This is a genomic window from Bradyrhizobium sp. 215_C5_N1_1, assembly GCF_052075935.1.
Lineage (GTDB): Bacteria > Pseudomonadota > Alphaproteobacteria > Rhizobiales > Xanthobacteraceae > Bradyrhizobium > Bradyrhizobium barranii.
Window position 1 is genome coordinate 5,210,976 of the sequence record NZ_CP197228.1, and the last position, 23,662, is coordinate 5,234,637.

The 23,662-nt window shown below is 63.5% G+C and carries 30 protein-coding genes; 12 read left to right on the forward strand and 18 right to left on the reverse strand.

Annotated elements, in window-relative coordinates; all coding sequences use genetic code 11:
- The first annotated feature begins 1 nt into the window (after position 1).
- Positions 2 to 784: a sulfite exporter TauE/SafE family protein gene (locus tag AB7G19_RS25325; RefSeq protein ID WP_441268208.1), complete on the forward strand. Its 783-nt coding sequence runs from the start codon at positions 2 to 4 to the stop codon at positions 782 to 784.
- A gap of 2 nt (positions 785 to 786) precedes the next feature.
- On the opposite strand, the gene AB7G19_RS25330 is transcribed toward AB7G19_RS25325, so the two are convergent.
- From AB7G19_RS25330 to AB7G19_RS25380, 11 genes are all read right to left on the reverse strand, one after another.
- Positions 787 to 1,491, reverse strand: coding sequence for a glutathione S-transferase family protein (locus AB7G19_RS25330; protein ID WP_441268209.1), 705 nt, complete (start codon positions 1,489 to 1,491; stop codon positions 787 to 789).
- 92 nt (positions 1,492 to 1,583) lie between these two features.
- Complete coding sequence (locus tag AB7G19_RS25335) at positions 1,584 to 1,727, reverse strand: hypothetical protein (RefSeq protein WP_166095729.1); 144 nt, start codon at positions 1,725 to 1,727, stop codon at positions 1,584 to 1,586.
- 118 nt (positions 1,728 to 1,845) lie between these two features.
- On the reverse strand, positions 1,846 to 2,511 hold the full coding sequence (locus tag AB7G19_RS25340; RefSeq protein WP_441268210.1) for a DUF429 domain-containing protein: 666 nt from the start codon (positions 2,509 to 2,511) through the stop codon (positions 1,846 to 1,848).
- Between the two features lie 28 nt (positions 2,512 to 2,539).
- Positions 2,540 to 2,887 carry a carboxymuconolactone decarboxylase family protein gene (locus tag AB7G19_RS25345; protein ID WP_441268211.1) on the reverse strand — a complete coding sequence of 116 codons (348 nt, stop codon included), beginning with the start codon at positions 2,885 to 2,887 and terminating at the stop codon, positions 2,540 to 2,542.
- Between the two features lie 3 nt (positions 2,888 to 2,890).
- On the reverse strand, positions 2,891 to 3,412 hold the full coding sequence (locus tag AB7G19_RS25350) for an RNA polymerase sigma factor (RefSeq protein WP_441268212.1): 522 nt from the start codon (positions 3,410 to 3,412) through the stop codon (positions 2,891 to 2,893).
- A complete protein-coding gene (locus AB7G19_RS25355) occupies positions 3,409 to 3,618 on the reverse strand; it encodes a YgaP family membrane protein (RefSeq protein ID WP_441268213.1) in 210 nt (69 codons plus the stop codon). Before AB7G19_RS25355 ends, AB7G19_RS25350 begins: the two co-directional genes overlap by 4 nt.
- 95 nt (positions 3,619 to 3,713) lie before the next feature.
- Positions 3,714 to 4,898: a serine hydrolase domain-containing protein gene (locus AB7G19_RS25360; RefSeq protein ID WP_441268214.1), complete on the reverse strand. Its 1,185-nt coding sequence runs from the start codon at positions 4,896 to 4,898 to the stop codon at positions 3,714 to 3,716.
- A gap of 73 nt (positions 4,899 to 4,971) precedes the next feature.
- Positions 4,972 to 5,661 carry a GNAT family N-acetyltransferase gene (locus AB7G19_RS25365; protein ID WP_441268215.1) on the reverse strand — a complete coding sequence of 230 codons (690 nt, stop codon included), beginning with the start codon at positions 5,659 to 5,661 and terminating at the stop codon, positions 4,972 to 4,974.
- 4 nt (positions 5,662 to 5,665) lie between these two features.
- Positions 5,666 to 6,013: a Lin0512 family protein gene (locus tag AB7G19_RS25370; protein ID WP_441268216.1), complete on the reverse strand. Its 348-nt coding sequence runs from the start codon at positions 6,011 to 6,013 to the stop codon at positions 5,666 to 5,668.
- 166 nt (positions 6,014 to 6,179) lie between these two features.
- On the reverse strand, positions 6,180 to 7,844 hold the full coding sequence (locus AB7G19_RS25375) for an acetolactate synthase large subunit (protein WP_441268217.1): 1,665 nt from the start codon (positions 7,842 to 7,844) through the stop codon (positions 6,180 to 6,182).
- Positions 7,845 to 8,094: 250 nt separating this feature from the next.
- On the reverse strand, positions 8,095 to 8,988 hold the full coding sequence (locus tag AB7G19_RS25380; protein WP_259257858.1) for a LysR family transcriptional regulator: 894 nt from the start codon (positions 8,986 to 8,988) through the stop codon (positions 8,095 to 8,097).
- Between the two features lie 117 nt (positions 8,989 to 9,105).
- Here AB7G19_RS25380 and AB7G19_RS25385 point away from each other — a divergent pair, with 117 nt between their 5' ends.
- The gene (locus AB7G19_RS25385; protein ID WP_014495867.1) at positions 9,106 to 9,333 is read left to right on the forward strand and encodes a tautomerase family protein; all 228 of its coding nucleotides are present in this window, start codon (positions 9,106 to 9,108) and stop codon (positions 9,331 to 9,333) included.
- On the opposite strand, the gene AB7G19_RS25390 is transcribed toward AB7G19_RS25385, so the two are convergent.
- The 3 genes from AB7G19_RS25390 to AB7G19_RS25400 form a co-directional block, all read right to left on the reverse strand.
- Positions 9,320 to 9,964, reverse strand: coding sequence for an O-methyltransferase (locus AB7G19_RS25390; RefSeq protein ID WP_354179888.1), 645 nt, complete (start codon positions 9,962 to 9,964; stop codon positions 9,320 to 9,322). The genes AB7G19_RS25385 and AB7G19_RS25390 overlap by 14 nt on opposite strands.
- Before the next feature lie 19 nt (positions 9,965 to 9,983).
- Positions 9,984 to 10,610, reverse strand: a complete 627-nt coding sequence (locus tag AB7G19_RS25395) for a PadR family transcriptional regulator (RefSeq protein ID WP_071914765.1) — start codon at positions 10,608 to 10,610, stop codon at positions 9,984 to 9,986.
- A gap of 128 nt (positions 10,611 to 10,738) precedes the next feature.
- Positions 10,739 to 11,290, reverse strand: a complete 552-nt coding sequence (locus AB7G19_RS25400; protein WP_441268218.1) for a carboxymuconolactone decarboxylase family protein — start codon at positions 11,288 to 11,290, stop codon at positions 10,739 to 10,741.
- Between the two features lie 69 nt (positions 11,291 to 11,359).
- On the opposite strand from AB7G19_RS25400, the gene AB7G19_RS25405 reads away from it, so the two are divergent.
- Both AB7G19_RS25405 and AB7G19_RS25410 read left to right on the forward strand, forming a co-directional pair.
- Entirely contained in the window at positions 11,360 to 11,713 is a 354-nt protein-coding gene (locus AB7G19_RS25405; RefSeq protein WP_014495871.1) for an MmcQ/YjbR family DNA-binding protein, read from the forward strand.
- 100 nt (positions 11,714 to 11,813) lie between these two features.
- Positions 11,814 to 11,969 carry a hypothetical protein gene (locus AB7G19_RS25410; protein WP_094184234.1) on the forward strand — a complete coding sequence of 52 codons (156 nt, stop codon included), beginning with the start codon at positions 11,814 to 11,816 and terminating at the stop codon, positions 11,967 to 11,969.
- A gap of 78 nt (positions 11,970 to 12,047) precedes the next feature.
- On the opposite strand, the gene AB7G19_RS25415 is transcribed toward AB7G19_RS25410, so the two are convergent.
- Positions 12,048 to 12,518: a MarR family winged helix-turn-helix transcriptional regulator gene (locus AB7G19_RS25415; protein WP_441268219.1), complete on the reverse strand. Its 471-nt coding sequence runs from the start codon at positions 12,516 to 12,518 to the stop codon at positions 12,048 to 12,050.
- 148 nt (positions 12,519 to 12,666) lie between these two features.
- Here AB7G19_RS25415 and AB7G19_RS25420 point away from each other — a divergent pair, with 148 nt between their 5' ends.
- From AB7G19_RS25420 to AB7G19_RS25430, 3 genes are read left to right on the forward strand one after another with little or no spacing between them, the layout of a single operon-like run.
- A complete protein-coding gene (locus AB7G19_RS25420; RefSeq protein ID WP_441268220.1) occupies positions 12,667 to 13,068 on the forward strand; it encodes an Ohr family peroxiredoxin in 402 nt (133 codons plus the stop codon).
- 31 nt (positions 13,069 to 13,099) lie between these two features.
- Positions 13,100 to 13,513: a cupin domain-containing protein gene (locus tag AB7G19_RS25425; RefSeq protein ID WP_441268221.1), complete on the forward strand. Its 414-nt coding sequence runs from the start codon at positions 13,100 to 13,102 to the stop codon at positions 13,511 to 13,513.
- Between the two features lie 52 nt (positions 13,514 to 13,565).
- Positions 13,566 to 14,444, forward strand: a complete 879-nt coding sequence (locus AB7G19_RS25430) for a bifunctional helix-turn-helix transcriptional regulator/GNAT family N-acetyltransferase (RefSeq protein ID WP_441268222.1) — start codon at positions 13,566 to 13,568, stop codon at positions 14,442 to 14,444.
- A gap of 6 nt (positions 14,445 to 14,450) precedes the next feature.
- Here AB7G19_RS25430 and AB7G19_RS25435 read toward each other — a convergent pair whose 3' ends face one another.
- A complete protein-coding gene (locus AB7G19_RS25435; RefSeq protein ID WP_441268223.1) occupies positions 14,451 to 15,671 on the reverse strand; it encodes an MFS transporter in 1,221 nt (406 codons plus the stop codon).
- A gap of 323 nt (positions 15,672 to 15,994) precedes the next feature.
- Between AB7G19_RS25435 and AB7G19_RS25440 the strand changes: the two genes are divergently transcribed.
- Positions 15,995 to 16,456 (forward strand): cupin domain-containing protein, encoded by a 462-nt coding sequence (locus tag AB7G19_RS25440; protein WP_441268224.1) that lies wholly within the window; start codon positions 15,995 to 15,997, stop codon positions 16,454 to 16,456.
- A gap of 16 nt (positions 16,457 to 16,472) precedes the next feature.
- On the opposite strand, the gene AB7G19_RS25445 is transcribed toward AB7G19_RS25440, so the two are convergent.
- Together AB7G19_RS25445 and AB7G19_RS25450 are read right to left on the reverse strand one after the other, a co-directional pair.
- Entirely contained in the window at positions 16,473 to 17,051 is a 579-nt protein-coding gene (locus AB7G19_RS25445) for a DUF308 domain-containing protein (RefSeq protein WP_441268839.1), read from the reverse strand.
- A gap of 103 nt (positions 17,052 to 17,154) precedes the next feature.
- Positions 17,155 to 17,739, reverse strand: a complete 585-nt coding sequence (locus AB7G19_RS25450; protein WP_441268225.1) for a TetR/AcrR family transcriptional regulator — start codon at positions 17,737 to 17,739, stop codon at positions 17,155 to 17,157.
- 77 nt (positions 17,740 to 17,816) lie between these two features.
- Between AB7G19_RS25450 and AB7G19_RS25455 the strand changes: the two genes are divergently transcribed.
- The 4 genes from AB7G19_RS25455 to AB7G19_RS25470 all read left to right on the forward strand — a co-directional run bounded on the left by AB7G19_RS25455 (position 17,817) and on the right by AB7G19_RS25470 (position 23,602).
- A complete protein-coding gene (locus AB7G19_RS25455; RefSeq protein ID WP_441268226.1) occupies positions 17,817 to 18,314 on the forward strand; it encodes a peptide deformylase in 498 nt (165 codons plus the stop codon).
- Between the two features lie 443 nt (positions 18,315 to 18,757).
- A complete protein-coding gene (locus AB7G19_RS25460) occupies positions 18,758 to 20,500 on the forward strand; it encodes a tetratricopeptide repeat protein (RefSeq protein ID WP_441268227.1) in 1,743 nt (580 codons plus the stop codon).
- Positions 20,501 to 21,108: 608 nt separating this feature from the next.
- Positions 21,109 to 22,203, forward strand: a complete 1,095-nt coding sequence (locus tag AB7G19_RS25465) for a transglycosylase SLT domain-containing protein (protein WP_439034735.1) — start codon at positions 21,109 to 21,111, stop codon at positions 22,201 to 22,203.
- A 397-nt stretch (positions 22,204 to 22,600) separates the two neighbouring features.
- Positions 22,601 to 23,602, forward strand: coding sequence for an ABC transporter substrate-binding protein (locus AB7G19_RS25470; protein WP_439034734.1), 1,002 nt, complete (start codon positions 22,601 to 22,603; stop codon positions 23,600 to 23,602).
- Positions 23,603 to 23,662: the final 60 nt, after the last annotated feature.

A 23,662-nucleotide genomic window follows, 5' to 3' on the forward strand; every position in this document is an offset into this window, starting at 1 on the left:
GATGTCCTGGATTCACGATCTCCTCGCAGGCATTGGCGTCGGTCTCGTCGGCGGACTGACATCGGGCTTCATGGGTACGAGCCCGGGCGGCGGGCTTGTCGTCTTCACCGTGCTTCTGCTCGGCGCGGAGCAGCATGTCGCCCAGGGGACGTCGCTGATCACGCAGGTCCCGCCCACTGGCCTCGCCGGCGTACGCCGCTACTGGCAGAGCGGCAATCGCAGCCCGCTGCAATGGATCGCCTGGATCGGCCTCGGATTTCTCGTCGGCGGTGCCGGCGGCGGTTACGCCGCGGCGGCGGTCTCCGACTCGGTGCTGCAGTGGACCTACGTCGTCTATCTCGTCGCGCTGATCGCCCTTCTGATCCTGCGCCGCGACCGCAAGGACGGGAGCCTCGCGGCGGCCGACCGAGACGAACTGCCTTGGCTCCCCCTGCTCCTCATCGGCGCGCTTGCCGGATTTTCCTCCGGCTTCATGGGCATCGGCGGCGGGCTCGCGATCACCGTCGGCCTCGCCGCGGGCCTACGCGTCCCGCAGCACCAGGCGCAACTCGTCAGCCTCATCTTCTCGGTCATCCCGACCAACATTCCGGCGGCCTGGATCTACTGGAGCAAGGGGCTCATGGTCGGCTGGCCGGCCATCGTCGGGATTCTCGCCGGCCTCTGGATCGGCACCGATCTCGGCGCACGCGCGGCCAACGGCGTCAGCCAAGCGGTGCTGCACAGGGTCATGATCGCCCTCATCTCGGTGATGGCGCTCTACATGACGCATAAGGCGCTGACCTGATTCTACGGCCGCTTCGGAATGTTCAGCCCACGCTGCACGGCAGGACGCGCCAGCCCCCGTTCGAGCCAGGCACCGATCGACTTGAACTGGCTGAACTCGACGAGATCGCCGGCGCCGTAGAAGCCGATGAGATTGCGCACCCAGCCGAGCATGGAGATATCGGCGATGGTGTAGTCGTCATCCATGAACCACTGCCGGCCGGAAAGATGCGTCTCCATCACGCCGAGCAGACGCTTGGCCTCGCCCACGTAACGTTCGAGTGGCCGCTTGTCCTCAAAATCCTTGCCGGCGAATTTGTGGAAGAAGCCGACCTGGCCGAACATCGGCCCGATGCCGCCCATCTGGAAATGCACCCACTGGATGGCCTGGTAGCGGCGCGCGGCGTCCTCCGGCAGAAGCTTGCCGGTCTTCTCGGCGAGGTATTGCAGGATCGCCCCGGACTCGAACAGCGGCAGCGGCCGGCCGCCCGGACCGTTGGGATCGAGGATCGTCGGAATCTTGCCGTTCGGATTGAGTGAGAGGAATTCCGCCGTCTTCTGGTCGTCCTTGCCGAAGTCGACGAGGTGGACCTCGTAAGGCAGACCGATCTCTTCCAGCATGATCGACACCTTGACGCCGTTCGGCGTCGGCAGCGAATAAAGCTGAAGCAACTCCGGATGCCTGGCAGGCCAGCGCTTGGTGATGGGAAAGGCGGACAGATCAGGCATCGGGACCCCGGCTTCGTTCGTGAGATGCCGCCTAATCTAGGCGAGCCGTCGAACGGCGCAAGGCCGAGCAGTGATCATGCATCGAAGCCGGACTACAGGGGCCGCAGCAGATGCCTGGCCGCGTACGCGATATCGCGCTGCGCGCGTTGCTCGATGAAGAGCTGCCCGGTGACGAGCAGCGCTCCGGTGAAAACGAGCGCGAGCATCGCGGTCGCGAACTGACTGGCATCCTTCATCGCACGAGCTTCTCCGTCATCGGTTCGCACGGGGAACGCGGGCCGACTATCGACAGTTCCTGCACGCCTCAAATAAATTGCCACTTTCTCCCGAATCGAGACGCACCAGGCCGCGACCTCAATAATTGATCTCCATCCGCAGACCGCGCGGATCGACTTCCTCGCCGCCGACACGCTGTGTGCTGTCGCGGGCCGCGACCGCGCAGGCACAGGCATCGATGAGATCGTCGCGGCCGATGCCGGTGCCATGACGCTGCGTCAGCCATGTCTCCAGGCGCGTGAAGCCGCGTTGCGCCAGCAGCGAAATGCGCTGCTCACGACCTTGCGCCGACGTCTTCTTCGGGAGACGGACTCGCCCTGCCAGATTCCAGAAAATCAACTCCGGATGGGCTTCGCCAATTGTCGCCTGCCGCACCGGCGTCATGATCTCGTCGACGTCCCTGATCTTGTCCCTGATGTTCCAGAGCTGCGCCGACACGCCCCTGCCCTTGCCTTCCCGCTCCCAATAGTGGCGATTGGCTGCCGCCATGTCGGGAAATGTCCAGAGATCGCGGCGCGCGCCAAGAAACACGGCAGGGCCGAACAGCTCGCGTGCGCGCAGGTCGCAGACTCGATAGCCGCTCGGATTCAATCCGATCGGCATGTCGATCATCGCACGCGCATGCGGCAACGCAAGCAAGCGCGTCAGGCCCGGCGAGTAATCGAAGCCATGATCGCCGCGCTCGTCGATCCAGGCTGCGACCCAGCCGAAGCGAAATCCATCGAGACCGAGATAGTTTGGCAAATCATGCGTCCCGACGTCGACAAGACATCTATGCTTCTCCCTCGTCTCGATGCTGCTCGAATAGCCGCTGCGCCAGCAGCGCATGGCCGAGCGTACCACCGGCGCGCACGGCCGCGGCGATCAACGCCGCTTCCGCGACTTCCTCCCGCGTCGCGCCGGCCTTCGCTGCCTGCGCCGTATGCACGTCGAGGCAATAGGCGCATTGCGTGGTGAGTGCCACCGCGAGCGAGATCAGCTCGCGATATTTCGGCGGGATCAAACCGTCCTTGCGCTCGACCGAGTGGTTGAAGGCAAGGAACGCGTTGGCCTCCACCGGCGCCAGCGCCACGAAAGCGGGGACAGACTTCAGATCGACAGGCGTTTGATAATCGGTCATGTCTCACCTCGTCAGATATTCGCGCATCAGGGCGCGGGCGCGATGCAGGCGCGCCTTCACGGTCTGCCTGGACGCACCGAGCGCGGCGGCGATTTCGTCGATGGTCATTTCCTTGACGTCCCGCATCAGCGCGACATCGCGGTAGTGCGCCGGCAACGCTTCAAACGCAGCCGCCACGTCAAGACGCAAATCCGCTTCGGAGCGCGACAGCAGCAGAGCCTCCGCCTCGCCGTCGTCGATCGATGGCGCAAGGCCCGCCTTGCGCGCGAGCCGCAGACATTCGCGGCGGACCACGCTGAACAGCCACGCGGAAAAAGCGACCAGCGAGCGGATCGTGCCGACATGGCGGAACAGGATCCACATCGCCTCCTGGGTTGCATCCTCAGCATCCGCCGAGCTGCGGCAGGTGGCGCGTGCGTAGCGGCGGATATCCGGCTGCGCCGTCTCGAGCAGGGACGCGATCGCCTGGGGATCGCCGAGCCGGGCCGCCTCGAACAGGTCTAGCGAGATCGCCGCCGCACTCACGACACGCCTCCTCGTCCGATCCCGGCCATCGCGCACATCGGGCAATAGCCGACGAGCCCCGTCAGTGCGAAGCCTGCGCTCCCGAGCGCCACCAGCCACGCCGTGACGCCGGCGAGATACACGAATGCGGCAATCGCAACCGCAATTCCGAGCGCAACCCGCACCGCCTGATTCAGACCGCCGATATTCTTCCTGTAGAATGCCATCACATCCTCCGAAATGAGCCGAAGCAAAATGCCTCGACCATCAAGAGGACGCGAAGGCCGGAAAGGATTCGCGGACGCCGGCAATTTTTTCGCGATCAGCCCCCGACCGCCTGGTAGGCCAGACGCTTGAACTCGAAGAAGAACGGGTTCCAGAAGCCCATATGGCGCTGGGCCATCAGCACGCCGGCGGTGTTGGCCTGCGGACAAATCCACCAATGGGTGCCGGCAAGCCCACCCCACTGGAATTCGCCGGTCGAATTCGGGGGATCGAACGGCGTCGGCGCAAAGGTGACGGCGCCGCCGAGACCAAAGCCCTTGCCGGGGATCGGCCCGAGATTGGCAAATCGGATGGTCTGGCCCGCGGGCAACTGGTTCGTCATCATCTGCCGCAGCGTGTCCGGCTTCAGCAGCGCATCCGGACCGGGGAGCAGCGCGCGTACCAGCGCGAGCATGTCGGGCAAGGTCGAGACCAGACCGCCGCCGCCCGAGAGCCGCGGAAACGGCCGCCGATAGGCCTGCGGGTAAGGCAGATTGTCGGCCCGCGTCAGGCCCGGCTTCATCGGATCGAGCACGTCTGCGCCGGTGTAGAGCGCAACCAGCCTGCCCTGCTGCGCCTCGGGCACTGAGAAGCCGGTATCGACCATACCGAGGCGATCGAAGATGCGCGCCTTGAGGAAGGTGTCGAGCGCATGGCCGGAGACGACCTCGACCACGCGGCCGAGCACGTCGGTCGCCACCGAATATTCCCAGCCCGCGCCGGGATGATAGGACAGCGGCAGATCGGCGAGCTTGTCGATCATGTCGGTCAGCGGCGTGAGCGGATTGAGCACGCGCGCCTCGTTATAGCCTTTGAACAGCACGGTGCCGGGATCGAAGATGCCGTAGCTGAGACCCGAGCTGTGGGTCAGCAGCTGGCGGATCGTGATCGGGCTCTTCGCCGGCTCGACATCGGCAACGCTCGCGGCACCCTGCTTCAGCACCTTGCGATTGCCGAGCTGCGGCAGGAATTTCTCGACGGGATCATCAAGCCCGATGCGGCCCTCCTCGACCAGCAGCATGATCGAAGACGTCACGAAGATCTTGGTGTTGGAGAACGCGCGAAAGATGTGGTCGGGCCGGAGCGCGGCTTTTGCCTCGCGATCGGCGAAGCCGACGCATTGCTGGTCAACCACCTCATGACCACGGAGCACGGCCCAGGACACACCCGGAATGATCTCCTGATCGATATAGCGCTCCATCGCCGTCCGTGCGGCGGAAAAATCCGTTGTCCTGACGTCCATGTGTTTCCCCCAAATTATGGTTGCGATGGATATAGCGCGCTTTCGCGGGAAATGAAGACCGTCCGATCGGCCCTCAAATCTTCATCAGCGCCGTGACGTGCAGCCGGCGACGGATCTTCATGCCCTGCCGTTCGTACAGCGCAATCGCCGACGCGTTATGAGAAAACACGTGCAGGAACGGAATTTCGCCGCGCGCCTCGATCCGGCGCGCGACCGCCGCCAGCAGCGCCTGCGCATAGCCGCGTCCACGATAGTCAGGATGCACGCACACGGCGGTCATCTCGACGAACGTTCCCGGCTTCATCCGCTCGCCCGTCATCGCAACCAATTCTCCACCAACGCGGATGCCGAGGAAGGTGCCGAGCTCATGGGTGCGCAACGCGAACGGACCAGGCTTGGTCAGCTCCGTCAGCGCCATCATGGCGGCGACGTCTGCCGCGCCCAATTTGACGATCTCGGCATCGCGAAGCGGACTGTCGGCCGGCGAGCCGATCATCTGCTCGCCGGTCTCGGCCAGAACGACCTTGAAATTGGCGGGAACGTCGACCGGCTCCGGCGTGAACAGCGCGGCAACCTGCGAGCCCGCCAGGAGATCACCGAGCGCGGCGAAGCTTGCCTCGGACATGTCGACCATGTCGGCAAACGGTGTCATGTCCACGGGATAGCGCCGCGCGCGCGGGCCGCCCTCCGCCAGATGCTTCTGGCTCGTCGTCAGCGCACTCCAGATCGGACGATCCAGTAGCCGCTCATCGCTGTCGGACACCGGCCTAGTCCTTGTCGAAGCTGACGATCACCGCCGCATTGGCGATCAGGATGGGATCGTTGGCCACTTCCGTGGCCGAGGGAATCTCCAGCCCGCCCTTGACCGCAGTCACGGTCACCGTGCCGTAAGGCAGCTCCTTGGCAACGGCGTCCTTGTCCACCGCCTCAGGGTTGGGCACCGCAATCGTGACATCGACGAACATATCGTTCGCGGTCTTCCCGATCATCCGGAAGAAACCAAGGCTCGAATGCCGGATGGCATCCGACACCGCGCGCTTCGCCGCCTTCGTGGCGTCGCTGCCGTGTACGTCGACGCCCATGCCCATCTCGGTGATACAGCGAACGCGAGTCATGTCTTATTCCTGTGGTTGGTTGGGTGATTGTGAGTGTCGGGGATCGGGGTGCGCTACACAAGTGCGGTTGCATCTCTCGTGTCCCGGACGCGCTGCAACGCTCTTGGCGTTGCTGCGCAGAGCCGAAGGGGCGCTGCGCTGCGTCCGGGGCACGAGATCGCAGTTCTCACGCCTTTGACTTCTCATGCGCCCGCAACTCGTCGACCAGCACGCGCACATTCTCCGAATAGTCGATCGGGATCACGACCAGATGCACGCCGCCCTCCTTGAAGGCCGCATCGAGCGTCGGGCCGAAGCTGTCGATGCTCTCGATGCGATGGCCCTTGGCGCCATAGGCCTTCGCATAGACGACAAAATCGGGATTGCCAAATGTCATGCCGTAATCGGCGAAGTGATCGACGGCCTGCTTCCAGCGGATCATGCCGTAGGCGTTGTCCTCGAGCACCAGCACGACCAAATTGAGCTTGAGGCGGACGGCGGTCTCCATCTCCTGGCTGTTCATCATGAAGCCGCCGTCGCCGGCAACCGCGAGCACGCGGCGCTCGGGATAGAGCATCGCAGCCATCATGGCCGACGGCAGACCGGCGCCCATCGTCGCGAGCGCATTGTCGAGCAGCAACGTGTTGGCGACGCGGGTTCGGTAGTTGCGCGCGAACCAGATCTTGTACATGCCGTTGTCGAGCGCGACGATGCCATTCTCCGGGATCACCTGGCGGATGTCGTGCACGATGCGCTGCGGTGTCGGCGGCCAGCGCGCCTCGGTGGCGCGGTCGGCGATGTGCGTGAGGATCCCCTCGCGCAACGGCAACAGCGCCGCCGCCTGCGGCAGCTTGCCTTCGAGCCGGTCGGCGAGCAGCTCCAGGCTCGGGCCGACGTCGCCGACGACCTCGGCATCGGGGAAATAGACCAGCTCGACGCTGGCCGGCGTGTAGCTGACGTGAATGACCTTCGGTCCCGACGGCCCCATGATGAAGGGCGGCTTCTCGATCGGGTCATGGCCGATCGCCACGATCAGATCGGCTGCGTCGATCGCGTCGTGGACATAGTCGCGCTCTGATAGCGCCGCCGTGCCCATGTAGAGATTGGTGCCGCCGGGCACCGTGCCCTTCCCCATCTGTGTCGTGAAAAACGGAATGCCGGTTCGCCGCACGAAGCTGGCGATGCCGTGGGTCGAGCGCGGCCGGCTGGTCGCAGCTCCCATCATCACCAATGGACGCCTTGCGGCGAGGATCATCTCGGCCGCGCGGTCGAGCGCGGCGCGATGGGCGACCGGAATTTCAATCGGATGGACCGGGATCACGGGGACGGCCGGCACTTCGTCGCCCGCGATGTCCTCGGGCAGCTCGAGATGCACCGGCCCCGGCCGTTCCTCCATCGCCACGCGAAAGGCATCGCGCACCACGGTCGGAATGCTGGAGGCGCTGATGATCTGCCGAGAGAGCTTCGTCAGCGGCTTCATGGTCGCAACCACGTCCACGATCTGGAAGCGCGCCTGCCGGCTGCTCATGATCGGTTTCTGGCCGGTGATCAAGATCATCGGCATCGCGCCGAGATGTGCATAGGCGGCGCCCGTGGACAGGTTGAGCGCGCCCGGGCCGAGTGTCGAGAGACACACTCCCGGCTTGCCGGTGAGCCGACCGTGCGTGGCGGCCATGAAGGCCGCGGCCTGCTCGTGACGGGTCAGGACCAGCTCGATCTTGGAGGTGCGCAGTGATTCGACCAGGTCGAGATTTTCCTCTCCGGGGATACCGAAGATGCGATCGACGCCCTCGTTCTCCAGCGCCGCGACAAACAGGTCCGATCCTTTTGCCTTGCGTTCCTGCCCGCTCATGTCGCCTCCGCTCGCTGTGCGTCCCGTGGTCGGGAGCGGTCACATGGTAGCGGCTCGTGGCGCAGGCACAACTCACAAAGAGGCGGGCGATTGTTCCAACATCGTCAATACGATCGCAGCGAAGCAATCCAGAATCTTTCCGCGGATATTTCTGGATTGCTCCGCCGCGCTCGCAACGACGCCGTTTCCGAATTCCGGTAGAGTGGATTGACCGACTGTTCGGGTGTTTTGCCTGTCGGGCTACGAAGCTCTACAATTTCGCCTCAGCAAAGATGCCTGATATCCAGTCGAGGAAGACGCGCAGGCGGAGCGCGAGCTGGCGGTTTTGCGGATAGAGCGCGGAGAGCGGCGTCGGCGACGGTGGATAGCCAGCCAGTACCTCGACCAGCGCACCGCTGGCGAGATCCGCCGCGAAGCGATAGCGGGGCGCCTGCGTCAGGCCGAAGCCGAGCCGCGCGAGATCTGCCATGGTGTCGGAATTGTTGACGCGAACCCGGCTCGGCAACACGACATTGCGCAGCGCGCCGGCGACGGAAAACTCCAGCGGCAAAACATCGCCGGTGCGCGAGGAGATGAACGCGACCATCTGATGGCCGTCGAGCGCATCCGGCGTCGCGGGCATGCCGTGGCTGGCGAGATAGGCCGGGCTCGCCACCGTGATTTCCTCGACGGTGCCGAGGCGCCGCAAAATCATCCCGCTGTCCTCGGGCTCGCCCGACCGGATCGCGCAATCGATGCCCTCGCGCACGAGATCGACCAGCCGGTCGCCCTGCCCGATCTGCAAGTCGAGCTGCGGATGGCGCGCCAGGAATTCCGGCAGGTGCGGCAAGATGAAGGTGCGGGTCAGCAAAGGATGTGCGTCGATGCGCAGCAAGCCACGCGGTCGCGCATCGCGCATCGTGGTTTCGGCTTCCTCGACCTCCGCGAGGATGGCGACGCAGCGGCGGTAATAGTCCTCGCCGTCGAGCGTCGGCGTGACATGCCGTGTCGTCCGTTCGAGCAGGCGCGCGCCCAGCCGCGCCTCGAGCCCGCGCAAAACCTCGCTCGCCGTCGAGCGGGGAATGCCGAGGTCGGCAGCCGCAGCCGTAAAGCTCTGCCGTTCGACGAGGCGGACGAACAGGCGCATGGCGTCAAACCGGTCCATGGCCGATTGTTCACCACAGCCGACAAGTGATGACAAGTTTTTCGCGATTATCCGGTCGCGGCGATCGGGCATTCTCGAACAGGAGCAACCACACCCCATCACACGGAGAGACCCATCATGCCTTTCGCCAATATCAAGATCCCCCAGGCCGCCTTATCGCGGGCGCAGAAGGCGGAGATCGTGCACAACCTCACCGCGCTGTTCGCGCACTATTTCGGCGAAGCGGCGCGGACGCACACCATGGTGCTGATCGAGGAAGTGCCTGATGGCGGTTATGGCCGCGCCGACGAGGTGTTCGTGGTTCCCGACGCCTATCGCGCAAGCGACGCCGCTACCTCACCTTGAGGCTGAGCTCGGTGCCGCCCTTGAGCGGCAGCGTCATCGATACGAAGCCGTTGTCGGGATCGCGGATGAAATCGAGATAGTCGGGCTCGGCATTGTCGTTCATGACGTAGCCGCCGACGCGCAGCTGCGGCGCGACGATCCCGATCACCTCGCGCGCCAGCGAGGGACCGCTCTCACCCGGCCAGCCGTCGATCAGAACGAAGTCGACGGGACCGCCGAGATCGCGCAAGGTTTTTCGCGCATCGCCCTCGCGGATCTCGGCATAGTCGGCAAGGCCGGCCTCGGCGAGATTGCGTTTGGCGGTCTCGACCTTGGCCGGCACGATCTCCGAGCCGATCACGGTGCCGCCGCCATTGTCGCGGATAGCGGCCGCGAAATAGAGCGTGGACATGCCGACCGAGGTGGCGAACTCGGCCACGCGCGTAGCACGCAAGCCACGGCACAGCAGATAGATCAGTTCGCCCTGCTCGGAATGAATCGAAAAGCCCTGCTCGGCATAGGCGTGGGGATCACGGCTGTTGAAGGAGCCGCGCGGCCCGCCGCCGGCCGGCCGCTGCCGCGCGCCTTGGAGGCGCGCGAGGACGGCGTTGACGCGTGGGTCTTGAATCGGGCTGTGGGGCCGATCATTCATGTGTTGCTTCGCCTCTCAGTTATTTGCCGAGGATTTCCGCGGCGGCATGATCCAGGATCGCCGCGATGCGGCGCGCCTCGGCGGGGTCGCTGCCAAGCCTGGAACGCAGCGCGCGCTTGAGGTTGTGGCGGGCACGGTGCAATTCGTCGGAGGCGTCGGCATCGAGATCGCTGACGCCGGCAAAGGCCTCGCGCACCTCGTCCATGCGGCGACCGATCCGCGACAGCGCTTGCAGGATTGCATCCGCAGTGGCGCGGTTCTCGGCGAGATGCGCCTCGCCCTGCGGCGTGATGCTGTAGAGCTTTCGACCGCCATCCTGCTCGACGCTGCTGTGGCCGACCTCTTCCAGATAAGTCAGCGCCGGATAAATTACGCCCGGGCTCGGCGTGTAGAAGCCGTCGGACCGCTCCTCGATAATCTTGATCAGCTCGTATCCATGAGCCGGCTTTTCGGCGAGCAACGCCAGGATCACGAGTTGGAGGTCCTGCGAGGACAGCCGCCTTGCGCCGGGGAAATCGCCCCCCGGGCCGCGCCCGAAGAAGCCATGCCCGCCGCGGCCGAAGCGCCGTCCGCCGCCGTGCCGGCCCATGACGAAATGGGCGAAATGCCCAAAATGGAAGTCTTTGTGGTCTCGTCCGTGGTGCATATCGTACGTCCTTTTGTAAAACATATCTTACGATATAATTTGCGATAGACAGTCCACAACCCACAAATCTGTGATCGGGCGCCTTGGCGCCGGTCCCGGCTCGGGGGACCAGCACCGCCGGGGGCCGATTACTCCGCGGCTTCGCTGTGGGGAACGCCCTGCTCGACCTCGAGCTGAAGGATGTCGTTGAAGCGGTTGAAGGCACCGCAGAGCGCGATGCGCCAGGTCAGCTCGACGATCTGGGCTTCGGAGAAATGCGCGCGCAGGCGGGCGAATATCTCGTCGCGGGTCTTGTTCCAGTTGTTGGTGACGGCGATGGAATATTCGACGACGAGCTTGTCGAGCTCATCGAGCTCGGGATGGTCCTTGTAATCGACGAGGCGCGCGGCGCCGTCCTCCGACACGCCCTGCACCGCCAGCTTTGGTGCGTGGTGCGAGACACAATAGTCGCATTTGTTGAGCAGCGAGACCGTGACCAGCGCGAGCTCCAGATGGCGCTTCGAGACATTGCCTTCTTCAGCAAGATCGGCCAGCAGCGACCACATATGCTTGAAGATCGGCAGGCGGTGGGCCATGACACCGGCCTGGTTCTCGAACGCGCCGTAGGTCGTCATCTTGTCCCACAGCGGCCTCAGCGCCTCCGGCAGATCGTCCCTGGTCTTGATCGAAACGCGCGACATGGCAATTCATCCCTGGTTGGAAGACGCATGTTGCCATAACGGCGGGCCTTTCGTCTCAAGTGCGAGCGCATGACACCCAAGACATTCGAAGCCCGCTGCCTGCGCCTGCCCGCGGCCACCAAGGTGGTGCAGTGGGAAGGCACCTCCGTGTTCAAGGTCGGCGGCAAGATGTTCGCGCTCGGCGGCGGCTTTGCCGCGGGCTCCGGCGGCTACATGTTCAAGGTCTCGGACATGGCCTATGCGATGCTGATCGAGCATGGCGTGGCACGACCGGCGCCCTATCTGGCGCGCGCCAAATGGGTGCAGCTCGCCAGCAACAACGCACTTCCCGATGCGGAACTCACGGCCTATCTGGCGCAGGCCCATGCCCTGATCGTCGCAAAGCTCACGCGCAAATCGCGCAAGGCGCTCGGGCTGGACTGAGTACTCTCCACAACGTGATGCGCTGATCATCATACTCCCATTGGACTTTTGCTGCACCGCACCTAGCTCGAAGCAAAGCCCATTCGAGATGGAGTGCTCCATGAGCAAGCCCAACACCACTGCAGCCAACACTTATCGCTATGAACTCGTGCATGATGATGATGACGCCGACTTCGTCGCTTACCAGCGCCGTCGCGAAGACGGGTTCTGGCAGACTTTTGCGACCTGGATGATTCCGCGCACGGTCTGCAACTAGAGCCGCGCGCTTTTCCTTCGTGCTTGTATCGGAGGCGGACGCCGCCTCCGACTTTCCCAGCGGGACGACGCTGCCCGCTCAGCGTTTCTTCTCTCCGTCCGCCTGGGTCGCGCGCAGCAGATTGTCGCGCAGCCGGCTCACCGTCTTCTGCACCACCGGGAATTCGTCGCCGAGGCCAGTTGCCTCGATCACGGAGTTGCCGAGATCCTGTTCGATCAGTTTTCGGCCGCCCGGCGTCAGGCTCACCCGCACCTGCCGCTCGTCGGCGGGATCGCGGTGGCGCTTGATGTAACCGATCTGCTCCAGCTTCTTCAGGATCGGCGTCAGCGTGTTGGATTCCAGGAACAGCTTTTCGCCGAGCGCGCTGACGGTCTGCTCATCCTCGTCCAACAGCGCCACCATGGCGATGTACTGGGTGTAGGTCAGCCCGACCTTGTCCAGCAGGGGCTTGTAGGCGCGGCCGAAGGCCAGATTGGCCGAATAGACGGCAAAGCACAGGAAATTCGACAGTTTTCGGCCTTTGCCGGCGGCTTTGGCGGGACGGGACACGTGAACCTCCGCAATTCGTGATCTCCGCGTCAATATAAATCGCATCCGATTAAATCGGAAGAGCTTGACCGGACAGAGCGACGGGTTTATTTAAGAACGCATCCGATTAGATCGGATACGATTTAAGCCGAGCCCGAAAGGATCCGCCATGACCACCGCTGCAAAGCTTCTCTTCACCGGCACGACCCACGTCACCTCCGGCCCCGACGGCGCCGCGCACGCGAAGGACGGCTCTCTCGATATCAAGCTGGCCCAGCCGCACCCGGCCGCCGAGAACCTGTTCGCTGCCGCCTGGTCGGCCTGCTACCTCGGCGCGCTCGGCCTCGCCGCCGCCCAGCGCAAGGTCAACCTGCCGAGCGAGCCGTTGGTCGACACCACGATCGACCTGAGCAACGCCAATGGCGCCTTCTTCCTGCGGGCCCGTCTCGACGTCAGCGTTCCCGGCGTCGATCGCACGATCGCCCAGGAGTTGATCGAGGCGGCGCACGGCATCTGCCCCTACTCCAAGGCCGTCCACGGCAACATCGAGGTGACCACCACCCTCGTCTGACCCGCCATCAAGCGAACATCAGGAGCCGACCATGAGCCCCTACCCATTACGAACCCTGCGCCTGCTTGCGAGCGCTGCCGTGCTTGCCACCAACCTTCTCACCCTGCCGGCGGCAGCCCAGCCGGCCGGCGTCACGCGCACCGACCTCCAGCGCCATGATCTCAGCGCGCCCGGCCGCGAGGCGATCCAGGTCCGCGTCGACCTCGCGCCCGGAGTTGCGTTCGGCCGGCACACGCATCCAGGCGAGGAGATTATCTATGTGCTGACAGGCGCCATCGAATACGACGTCGAGGGCAAGCCGCCAGTGACGCTGAAGGCAGGCGACGTGCTGTTCATTCCAGCGGGAGCGGTTCATGCGGCGAAGAACGTCGGCCAGGACACCGCGAGCGAACTTGCGACTTATATCGTCGCCAAAAACAAGCCGCTGCTGACGCTGGTGAAGTGAGACCGGCCGTCTCGATTGACCAGCACACAATATCTGACTAAAGTCAGGTATCATGCTCGATTCCGTCTCCCGCGTCCGCCGCTTCAATCGCGCCGTGACCTCCGCCGTCGGCGCGCTCGACACCTCGTTCCTCGGGCGCGGCCGGCCGCTCGGGGCGGCGCGGGTGCTCAATGCGATCGGACATGGGCGCTCGGACGTGGCGGAGATCCGCGATTATCTCGGGCTCGATTCCGGATTGATGAGCCGGCTGCTCCGCAGCCTCGAGGACGAAGGGCTGGTCGAGACCACGACGCATGAGGACGATGCGCGCCGCCGTGTCGCGACGTTGACGCGTGCGGGACGGCGCGAGTTCGCAGCCTATGAGGCGCTGTCCAATACGCAGGCCGAAGGCTTCCTGGCGCAACATTCGCAGCGCGAGGCACTGCTGGCGGCGATGGACCTCATCGCCTCCGCATTGACGCGCGAGCGCGTCGCGCTGGAGGAGATGGATCCACGGAGAGAAGAAGCACGCTATTGCCTGCACGAGTACTATTCCGAGCTCGGCCGCCGCTTCAAGCAGGGTTTTGACGTGTCGCTGTCGCGCGATCCTGACGCCAAGGACATGCGCCGGCCGCGCGGCACCTTCATCGTCGCGATGTCCGACACGCTGCCGATCGGCTGCGTCGGATTGAAGGGAACGGATCACGGCTATGCCGAGATCAAGCGCCTCTGGGTCGCCCCCGCAGCGCGCGGATTGCGGCTCGGCCGGCGCCTGATGGACGCGGCCGAGAATGCCGCACGCGACCTCGGCATCGCGCTGCTGCGGCTCGACACCAACAGCGCGCTCGCCGAGGCCGGCCAGCTCTACCGCACCACGGGCTGGCGCGAGATCCCCCGCTTCAACGATGATCCCTACCCGGATCTCTTTTTCGAAAAGCACATCCAGTCATAGACCTCGTCACGCCGCCGCCGCCGCGGCCTCGCCTTGCGGCTTCGCGAATGGCCTGAAATTCATCGCCATCAGGAAAGCGCCGAGGCCCATCGCCCAGGAGGCGATATAGAGCCAGGCGTAGCTGGAGAACGCATCGTAGATCAGGCCGCCGGCGAGCGGGCCGGTCGCCATGCCGAGGCTGCCGGCCATCGCCGTGCCGCCGATCACCGTGCCCATCATGCGCAGCGGAAAGTTCTCGCGCACCAGCACGGCATAGAGCGGCATGGTGCCGGCATAGATGAAGCCGAAGACGGCGCCGACCGCGTAGAACGTCGCGAGCTGCTGCGCGAAGACATAGGCGAGCGCGCCGAACGCCTGCAACAGCAGCCCCGTCACCAGCACGCGCTTGGCGCCGAAACGATCGCCGAGCAGCCCGAAGGCGATACGGCCGCCCATGCCGGCAAAGCCCTCGATGCTGTAGATCGTCACCGCTGCGATCAGCGGGATGCCGCAGCTCACGGCATAGCTGACGGTGTGGATGATCGGGCCGGAATGGGTGGCGCAGCAGAAGAAGTTGGTGGCGAGCAGGATCAAGAATTGCGGCGAGCGCAGCGCCTCGCCCAGCGACATCTCCCCTTGCGGCGCGCTCTCGCCGGCAGGCGCGGCCACGGCATGCGCGAGCGCGGGCGGGCGTCGTACCAGGAACGAGACCGGGATCATGATGGCGCCGACCACCAGCGCCACGATCTGCATCGAGGTGCGCCAGTCGTGGCCGGAGACGAGCCAGGCCGCGAGCGGCGCCATCGTCATCGGCGCCATGCCCATGCCGGCCGACACCAGCGACACAGCCAGGCTGCGATGGGTGTCGAACCAGCCGGTGACGGTCGCCATCATCGGCGCGAAGATCGCCGCGCAGGAGGCACCGACCAGAAGGCCGAACATGAACTGGAACGCCAGCAGCGAGGTCGCATGGCTTGCCGCGAACAGGCTGAGCGACAGCACGATCGATCCCGTCAGTACCACCGGCAGCGGCCCATATCTGTCGGTCGCCGTGCCCCAGGCCATGCTGGTGAAGGCCATCGCCAGGAAGCCGATCGTCATCGCGCTGGAAATGCCGGTCACCGACCAGCCGGTGTCCTTGGCGATCGGCTGGAGGAACACCGGCAGCGAAAACATGCCGCCGATCGCGACGCAGCCGAGCAAGCCGCCGGCGGCGACGATCACCCAGCGATAGGAGGAAGCGTTCATTTGGGTCTCCCGTCAGGACTGTCTGGGTGGAAGACGAATGGGAACTGCGCCTGCCGACAACGGCATCGAGGACACCAGATTTTTTTGGCGCCGCCAAACAAAAATCCCGAAAACAACCCCATGCACAGTAGCCGGCCGCTGCCGGATCAAAGACTTACCAACGACCCGCAACGCGAGGGGCGCGTTTGACACGTCGGGCAAAACACCGGCACAATGTCATCATCCCGCCAACGCGATCAGATCACGCTCCGGACGTCGCCGATCCGGCGCACGCCACCGATCCGGTGCGCTGTCAACGTTCCGATTTCGGAGGGAATGGCTGCATGCCAAAGATTGATCTCGCCGCCGTGCCAGGCCGGAAAGGCTCCGGTTATCCCGCGCCCTTCGCCGGCCCTTGCGCCGATCGCATCCGCAAACGGCTCGGCAATGCCGGTGGCCTCTCCGATTTCGGCGTCAACCTGATGCGTCTGCCGCCGGGCAGCTGGTCGAGCCAGCGGCACTGGCATTCGCATGAGGACGAGTTCGTCTATGTGCTCGAAGGTGAGCTGACGCTTGTCGAGGACGAGGGCGAAACCGTGCTGAGCGCCGGCGACTGCGCCGCCTTCCCGAAGGGAAGCGGCAACGGCCATCACATGATCAACCGGTCTGATGCGACGGCCGTCTACCTCGAAGTCGGCTCGCGCTCGCCCGATGACCTCATCACCTGCTCCGACGTTGACATGATGAGCCCGGCTTCCAGCGGCCGGTTCCTGCACAAGGACGGCACGCCTTATCCGCACGAATGAACGGCACGGCGACGCCTTACATGGCTGCGCCACGCCGCCACTCGGTCACGCTCAGCCATACCGCCGAGACCAGGAAGTAGATCGCGCCGACTGCAGCGTAGCCCGCGACATTCGCGATCGTTGGAGACATCGGCGTCGTGGCCTGAAAGATGAAGAAGCCGCCGGCCAGGGCTGACTGGCCACCGCTGAGCACCATCGCCCACTGCGCGCCAAAACTTCTCCAGCGGCGGATCGCGGTTCCCAGCTGGAGCAATCCGGACAGGATCGCCCAGGCCCCGAAAACGCCGAGCACCCCGTTCATGCTCATCTGCAAGGCGACGAGGACCGCGACAGTGGTCACCAGGCTGACCAGAACGTTCAGCGCCTGCGTGCGATTTTGAGCGAGCCCGCCACTGCGCAACGCGTCGACGAAGTTCGCTGCGGCGTCCCATGCCGGGTAGAGCACGAGCAAGGCTCCGGCGATCGCCGCAGATGACGGCCCGACGGCAAACGCAGCAACGACCCAGGCGACGGAGAACACCGCCCGGATGAAGTAGTAGAATTTCAGCCATTGCTCGCGGTCGGCCCGAACGAGATCCAATTGATGATGCGCCACTGCACTCTCTCCTTTACCTACTAGTTGGTAGTTTTCGCACAACAAGTCACCCTCGCCCGCAAGCTCACCTGCGGGCGTGTCGTTGTCGTCTCGTCGATATGTTTCAGTGCCTGGCGGACAACCGATCCAGCAGCGGCCCGGTGATCACACCGAACATCTTTGGATCGCCATAGGCACGCGCCGACAGCATCGCGCCGTGAACGGTCGCCATGAAGCCTTCAGCCTCGATCTTCGCTGCGCTGGAGAGATGCAGCTGCCCCTTCCGATTACCGCGCTCCATCACCGAGGTCAGCCACGACGCCAGCGAACGGAAATGCGCGCGGACTTCAAGCGCCACCTCCTCCGGCAGGATCGGAAGCTCGCAGGCAAGCAGCGCACACACACAGAAGGGCGCCGTCGCATCATTGATGCACGCCTCCCAATACCCGACATAGCTTTTGAGCTGGTCGCGGGGGTCCGCGACATTGCGTTCGAGCGCGGACAGTCCCGCCTCGGCTTCCGCGCGATAGCGCGACACGAGGGTTCGGACCAGATCGACCTTGCTGGCGAAATGGTGGTGGATGCTCGGCTTGCGGATACCGACGATTTCGGCCACGTCGGCATAGCTGAAGCCGTTATAGCCGCCCGCGATGATCAGGGTACGCGCGCAGGCCAGGATGTCGTCGGCCGTCGAGGAAACGTTGGTCATGGCGGATTAACTACCTTCCAGTTGGTAGGCAGTCAAGAACGGGATGCTTCAACCATCCGTGAGTGGTAGGAGCCTGCATGACCATTCGTCCCCTCCTCCGCTATCCCGATCGCCGGCTCGCGACGCCGGCCCATCCCGTCACCGCATTCGACGGCGCGTTGCGCGAGCTTGCAGCCGACCTGCTCGACACCATGCGCGCCGCGCCCGGCATCGGCATCACGGCGCCGCATATCGGCGTGCCCTTGCGCGTCGTCGTGCTCGAGCTCGACGCCAAGGCGGGCCCGCAAACCTACGTCAATCCGGAGATCGCGTGGGCTTCGCCCGAGATGATCCTGCACAAGGAAGGCAGCGTCTCGATGCCCGGCGTCAACGACGAGGTCCAGCGCCACGCACGGGTGCGGATCAGCTATCAGGATGTTGACGGCAACACGCACAGCGAGGAGTCGGACGACTTGCGCGCCGTCTGTCACCAGCACGAGATCGACCAGCTCGACGGCATGTTCTGGATTCAGCGGCTGTCGCGGCTGAAGCGGGAACGGCTGGTGAAGAAGTATGAGAAGATGTCGCGGGATTGAGCGCATCGCCAGTGCAGGCTCCCCGACAGCCGGGGTTGTGGCCGCGTGTCGCAATTCGGCGATGCTCATGGATTTCGATAGAGGTCGGCACTGGGTCTCGGCATACAGAGCGAGATTTCAGAGAGAACTCCCGCCACTGCAGCTCCAGGTTTGCACGAAATTCAAGCCGATTGGCGTTGTGCTTCCAGAGGGCGTGTACTCATTGAGGCGAGATGTCCGCTTTCGGATGCGAAGCAGAACTCACGTGCTCGATCCAAGCCTTACCGGTCGTGACCCAACTCGGACCATCCGAGTTGCCGCACGCTTACTGCCACCGTGCAACAGCAAATGCCGCCTCGGGGCAACAGGGCCCTCCCGCGATTACCGCTCACAGGTCCGCAACAAAGTGCTAGGCTCCTCCTGGCCCCAGCGACGAATTTTTGGCTGGCCGTTCGGAGAGCGCTGTGACGGAGCAGCGGGTTCAAAGGCGATTAGCGGCGATTTTGGCTGCCGACGTGGTCGGTTACTCTGCGTTGATGCAACGCGCTGAGGAAGCTACCTATACCGAGTTCGAGCGGCTCAAGCGAGAACTGATCGAGCCGAGCCTCTCCCGCCACGAAGGCCGTCTAATCAAGACAACGGGTGATGGCGCACTCGCCGAGTTCGCCAGTCCCCTCGCCGCCATGAGATGCGCGGTTGAGATACAGGATCATCTCGCCGAGGGTAGCGGTCCATTCAAGCTACGCATCGGGCTCAACCTTGGTGACGTGATCGTTGGACAGGACGACGACCTTTACGGCGACGGGATCAACATTGCTGTTCGGCTGGAGGGGATCGCCGATCCGGGCGGTATCCTGATTTCCGACAAGGTCTACAACGAAGTCGAGGGCAAGCTAGACGCTGGCTTCGAGGATCGTGGCGAGCAGCAGCTCAAGAACATCTCCAAGCCGGTCCGCGCCTACGCTGTCCGCGCCGGAGCGCCAGGGGCGCTGACAGAGGGGCTGAGTGCGGCCCCGCCACACCCGGACAAGCCTTCCATCGCCGTACTGCCGTTCGAGAACATGAGCGGCGATCCCGAACAGGAATACTTTGCGGACGGAATGGTCGAGGAGATCATCACCGCGCTGTCGCGCTTCAAGTCGCTGTTCGTGATCGCGCGCAATTCGAGCTTCACCTTCAAGGGGCGAGCGGTCGATATCAAGGAAGTCGGGCGAAGGCTCGGCGTGCGCTATGTCCTCGAGGGGTCTGTGCGGAAGGCGTCGGGGAAAGTTCGCATCACAGGGCAGTTGATCGATGCGGTTACAGGCGCACACATCTGGGTGGACAGGTTTGAGCGTGACCTGACCGACGTTTTTGCTCTTCAGGACGAAGTAACGCTCGCCGTTGTGTCGGCCATTGAGCCAAAGATGCTTCAAACAGAAATTGAATTGGCGACGCGGCGGCGGCCAGAGAACCTCACCGCGTATGATTTTTATCTCCGTGCCATGCCGCAGTTCTACCTAAGGACCCGCGAAGGGTTGGCCGAGGCAATCCGACTGTTCCACCGCGCCTTGGAGCTCGACCCTCGGTTCGGCGCTGTCGCGGCTCTGGCAGGTGTCTGCCACATGCTCAACGTCCTTTTGGGCTATGCCAACGATCCTCAGTTCGACCGCAAGGAAGCGGTTCGGCTTGCTCGTTTGGCATTGAGCATCGACGATGGCGATCCGGACACGTTAGCAAGGGCTGCCGTAATCTCGGCGTTCATGGTCGGCGATCGTGAAGCCGAGATCGAAATGGCTGACCGGGCGGTCGGGCTCAACCCAAATTCATGGCTCACATGGAGCTGCAGAGGCCATGTCTATAGAATTGCGGGGCTGCCGGAGGAAGCGATCTGGAGCTTTGAACGTGCCGTTCGCATGAGCCCAGTAGACCCGCTACTATACATGACGCTTACTGGCATTGGGCAGGCCCTTATCGAGCTTCGCCGCTTTGACGAAGCCATCGTCGTATTGAAGAAAGCCCTTCGTCAGAACCTTTATTTGGCAACTTACCAATGGCTCGCGTCCGCCTTCGCCCATCTCGGACGTGACGCTGAGGCGCACGACGCGGCGGCGCGTGTGCTTGAGATCGATCCCGCCTTTACAATATCGGCGCTTATCGCCCGGGCCGGACTATCAAACGCAAAGCTGTTTATTGAGGGTCTTCGGAAAGCGGGGTTGCCCGATTAGCTCTCCATCCCATGAGGCGATTGAATAGCGGCACTCTGCTGCGACGCATGAGTCCGGTTATGGCCCATCGCTTCAGTTTGCGACATGTCCGGAGCGGGGAGTAGACCGGAAGTCGTCGAGCTACGGGCCAAGCGACGCGATTGACCCAACTGAGACATTGGCGCACTAGTTTACTGTTGCGCAAGAATGCGGCAGGCGCTGTGGTGAGCTGCAACGCTCCGGCCCGAGCGGAGACAACGGTCACGGCAGACCTGAGCTTGGCTAGACCGGCTCCGCTGAGACCGACGCTAGCGGCCATAAAGCGGATCGCGATTGTCCATTCCCAGCGAACCGTCCTCGGGTCTTGCGACGTCGCGGCCTCGAGATGCTTGGGAGCGGCGTGCGCGCGGGCGCCGGTCTCGATGCGCTAACGCACGAAGATGCCTTGTTTAGCGATGGTTGCGCGATATGGCGCCCGTCCTGTTCCTCGGCGGGAGGCGCATCACGACCGCAACTTTCAATTTAGGCAATCTTGGCGACGCGGCCGAGACTGGCCGCACCTGCGCCACAGGTGCGCCCCATTGTCATCCCCTCACCTCCTTAATCTGCGTGCCAAGTCGGGGACGTGAATGGGGGGGACCGCGGCCGCGCGGCTGGCGACATTGAAGATTTGGCAAACAAGCTGTATTGCCGGCGCGCTGACAGCGACTTCGCTTGTCGCGATTGGTCAGATCGCGGTACCGCGCCCAAGCATCGCAACGCCGAATGCAAGAGTGGCTGATGCATTCAGCGGCATCCCGCTGAATGTGACGACGGTTCTGACAAATGCTGGCGCCGCGTTTCCGGCCCCGGCCATCGAGACGAAATTCGATACAGGATTATCGGCTAATGCGATCGTTGCGGCGGGATTCGGCGCCGCGGCGCCGGACTCGGTGCCGCCGTCCGATGTAACCACTTCGCAAGAGCCAATGTTGCAGGTCGCCAGCCTTGAGGCAGCGTCGCCCGAGAACTCGGCAACGCTACAGCAGGACCGTCCGCCCGTTGCTTCGCCCAATCCGGGCGAAGGCAAACCGTCGTATCTCAAATACTACGTCTACTCGGAAATTCCGCCGCCGGAAAAGCCCGCAAAGATCGCCTTGTCGGCGTTGAGCGACGTTCCGCTCGGAACGCCCGTCCAGGAGATCGAACGTGCAGCCGAAGCGTTCGGTGTCGATGTCAACTTCATGAAGGCGGTCGCCAAAATCGAATCCGATTTCAATCCCAGGCAACGCACCGGCTCCTATGTCGGCCTGTTCCAGCTGAGCAAGTATGAGTTCAGCAAATACGGATCGGGCGACATCCTCAATCCTCGCGACAACGCTGTAGGTGCCGCCTACAAGTTTCTCAGCGAGGCTGCGCTATTCGAAATATTGACGCAGAAAAAGCCGACCCTTTCCGACCTCTACCTGATCCACCAGCAGGGCTGGGAAGGAGCCGCCCAACACATCAGCCGTCCGCAGCGGATTGCCTGGAAGTCGATGTGCGCAACCCGGGAGGGCTCGGCAAAGGGCGAGCGATGGTGCAAGCGCGCTATCTGGGGCAATACGCTGCCTGCGGTCAAACGCGAATGGAAGTCGGTCGATGATCTCACCTCGGGTGCGTTCGTGGCGATGTGGCGGGACCGCGTCGACACGCTCTATGCCCGCTATCCTGTGCTAACGGCGGCGGCCGAACGCTCGAGATAGAACAGCTTGCGACTGCGCACACGCACACCTCTGGGTCGACATTCGTTTCGTCGAGAAGCTGTGTCGGCAATCTAGTTTCCGGCGCCAGGTAAGTTTGCGTTCCGCTCAGAGACTGGGTGGTTGTTCGGCTCCCGCGGCCGGATTGACCCAATACCTCGACCAGTGCCGCTCCGCGGCCCGGACTCCTAGATTATTCACAGGCAATCACGTCGGCTGATAACCCATCAGCGAAGTGACGACACTCCTCGTTGAGGTCCGCTTAGTGGGGTGAAGCGGACTGGATTTGCTCACTCTGAGTTCTTCGCATTTTGACCCAAAGCAGACTTTCACCGGCCTGATTACACTTCCAAGGCGCCACCTTTTGTCTGTACGATAGTTCGGCTTGGCTGAGGGCCGCATGAAACGGCGCAAGTTCATCACGGTTGTTGGGGGTATGGCTGCAACGTGGCCGTTCGCAGGTCATGCTCAGCAATCGACCAAGCTTCATCAGATCGGTGTGCTTTCACTCGGCCGCGGTGACAAGTCCGACGCAAGTCTAAAGACTCTCGATGCGTTTGTGCCGGCATTGCGTGTGCTCGGCTATACTGAAGGAAGGAATGTCGCGTTTTACCGTAAATTCGCAGACGGCGATGAGGACAAGCTCAACGAGTACGCGCAGGAATTCGTGACGCACCGCGTCGACGCAATTGTTGCTTTGGCTACCCCGGCCGTCCGCGCAGCCAAGAAAGCGACTTCCACCATTCCGATTGTCGGCATAGGCATGGCAGATCCCGTCGACGACGAACTCGCTTCCAGCCTGGCGCGGCCGGGCGGCAATGTCACCGGGACGGCATTTCTCGGCCCGGAGTTGGTGTCCAAACGGCTTCAACTGCTTAAGGAGATCGTTCCCGGTCTCTCTCACGTTGTCGTTTTGTGGCACCCTCGTGCATACGGTGAGCGCACAATGAAGGGGATGCTGAACGAGATTGAGAGCGCCGCCCGATCTCTCGGAGCAAGCCTTAAACTTGTGCCGGCGGATAGCCCCGCCGATCTCGAAAGAGCGTTTGCGGAGTTGGCCAAAGCGCGAGCGGATGGTCTCGTCGTGTTTCCTAGTCCGATGCTGTACAGCCAGTACTCTCGGATTGTACCCTTTGCCGAGAAGAACCGCCTCCCGACGATCTACGCCGCCAGAGAGGGCGTGGAGCTCGGTGGCCTTGTCTCTTACGGGGTCAACCTGCCTGACCTGTCACGCGCGACCGCTATCTATCTGGACAGAATACTCAAAGGCGCAACGCCGGCCGAGTTGCCGATACAGCAGCCAACCAAGTTCGAGCTGGTTGTAAACCTTAAAGCGGCCAAGGCGCTTGGTTTGGCGGCTGGTCGAGACTCTCTCCTGACCGCCGACGAAGTGTTCGAGTGAGCAGCCAGAATGTCTGCGATTGGCCCCGTTGAGAAATGCCGCCCCTCACGATGAATGTCG

Coding starts and splice junctions, on each gene's coding strand:
- AB7G19_RS25390 (WP_354179888.1), bottom strand. CDS start 9,964: ATGAATGATCGGCCCCACAGCCCGATTCAAGACCCACGCGTCAACGCC.
- AB7G19_RS25470 (WP_439034734.1), top strand. CDS start 22,601: ATGAAACGGCGCAAGTTCATCACGGTTGTTGGGGGTATGGCTGCAACG.
- AB7G19_RS25435 (WP_441268223.1), bottom strand. CDS start 15,671: ATGAACGCTTCCTCCTATCGCTGGGTGATCGTCGCCGCCGGCGGCTTG.
- AB7G19_RS25425 (WP_441268221.1), top strand. CDS start 13,100: ATGAGCCCCTACCCATTACGAACCCTGCGCCTGCTTGCGAGCGCTGCC.
- AB7G19_RS25375 (WP_441268217.1), bottom strand. CDS start 7,844: ATGAGCGGGCAGGAACGCAAGGCAAAAGGATCGGACCTGTTTGTCGCG.
- AB7G19_RS25335 (WP_166095729.1), bottom strand. CDS start 1,727: ATGAAGGATGCCAGTCAGTTCGCGACCGCGATGCTCGCGCTCGTTTTC.
- AB7G19_RS25440 (WP_441268224.1), top strand. CDS start 15,995: ATGCCAAAGATTGATCTCGCCGCCGTGCCAGGCCGGAAAGGCTCCGGT.
- AB7G19_RS25420 (WP_441268220.1), top strand. CDS start 12,667: ATGACCACCGCTGCAAAGCTTCTCTTCACCGGCACGACCCACGTCACC.
- AB7G19_RS25370 (WP_441268216.1), bottom strand. CDS start 6,013: ATGACTCGCGTTCGCTGTATCACCGAGATGGGCATGGGCGTCGACGTA.
- AB7G19_RS25450 (WP_441268225.1), bottom strand. CDS start 17,739: ATGACCAACGTTTCCTCGACGGCCGACGACATCCTGGCCTGCGCGCGT.
- AB7G19_RS25360 (WP_441268214.1), bottom strand. CDS start 4,898: ATGGACGTCAGGACAACGGATTTTTCCGCCGCACGGACGGCGATGGAG.
- AB7G19_RS25395 (WP_071914765.1), bottom strand. CDS start 10,610: ATGCACCACGGACGAGACCACAAAGACTTCCATTTTGGGCATTTCGCC.
- AB7G19_RS25385 (WP_014495867.1), top strand. CDS start 9,106: ATGCCTTTCGCCAATATCAAGATCCCCCAGGCCGCCTTATCGCGGGCG.
- AB7G19_RS25380 (WP_259257858.1), bottom strand. CDS start 8,988: ATGGACCGGTTTGACGCCATGCGCCTGTTCGTCCGCCTCGTCGAACGG.
- AB7G19_RS25325 (WP_441268208.1), top strand. CDS start 2: ATGTCCTGGATTCACGATCTCCTCGCAGGCATTGGCGTCGGTCTCGTC.
- AB7G19_RS25405 (WP_014495871.1), top strand. CDS start 11,360: ATGACACCCAAGACATTCGAAGCCCGCTGCCTGCGCCTGCCCGCGGCC.
- AB7G19_RS25400 (WP_441268218.1), bottom strand. CDS start 11,290: ATGTCGCGCGTTTCGATCAAGACCAGGGACGATCTGCCGGAGGCGCTG.
- AB7G19_RS25330 (WP_441268209.1), bottom strand. CDS start 1,491: ATGCCTGATCTGTCCGCCTTTCCCATCACCAAGCGCTGGCCTGCCAGG.
- AB7G19_RS25355 (WP_441268213.1), bottom strand. CDS start 3,618: ATGGCATTCTACAGGAAGAATATCGGCGGTCTGAATCAGGCGGTGCGG.
- AB7G19_RS25465 (WP_439034735.1), top strand. CDS start 21,109: ATGGGGGGGACCGCGGCCGCGCGGCTGGCGACATTGAAGATTTGGCAA.
- AB7G19_RS25410 (WP_094184234.1), top strand. CDS start 11,814: ATGAGCAAGCCCAACACCACTGCAGCCAACACTTATCGCTATGAACTC.
- AB7G19_RS25455 (WP_441268226.1), top strand. CDS start 17,817: ATGACCATTCGTCCCCTCCTCCGCTATCCCGATCGCCGGCTCGCGACG.
- AB7G19_RS25345 (WP_441268211.1), bottom strand. CDS start 2,887: ATGACCGATTATCAAACGCCTGTCGATCTGAAGTCTGTCCCCGCTTTC.
- AB7G19_RS25430 (WP_441268222.1), top strand. CDS start 13,566: ATGCTCGATTCCGTCTCCCGCGTCCGCCGCTTCAATCGCGCCGTGACC.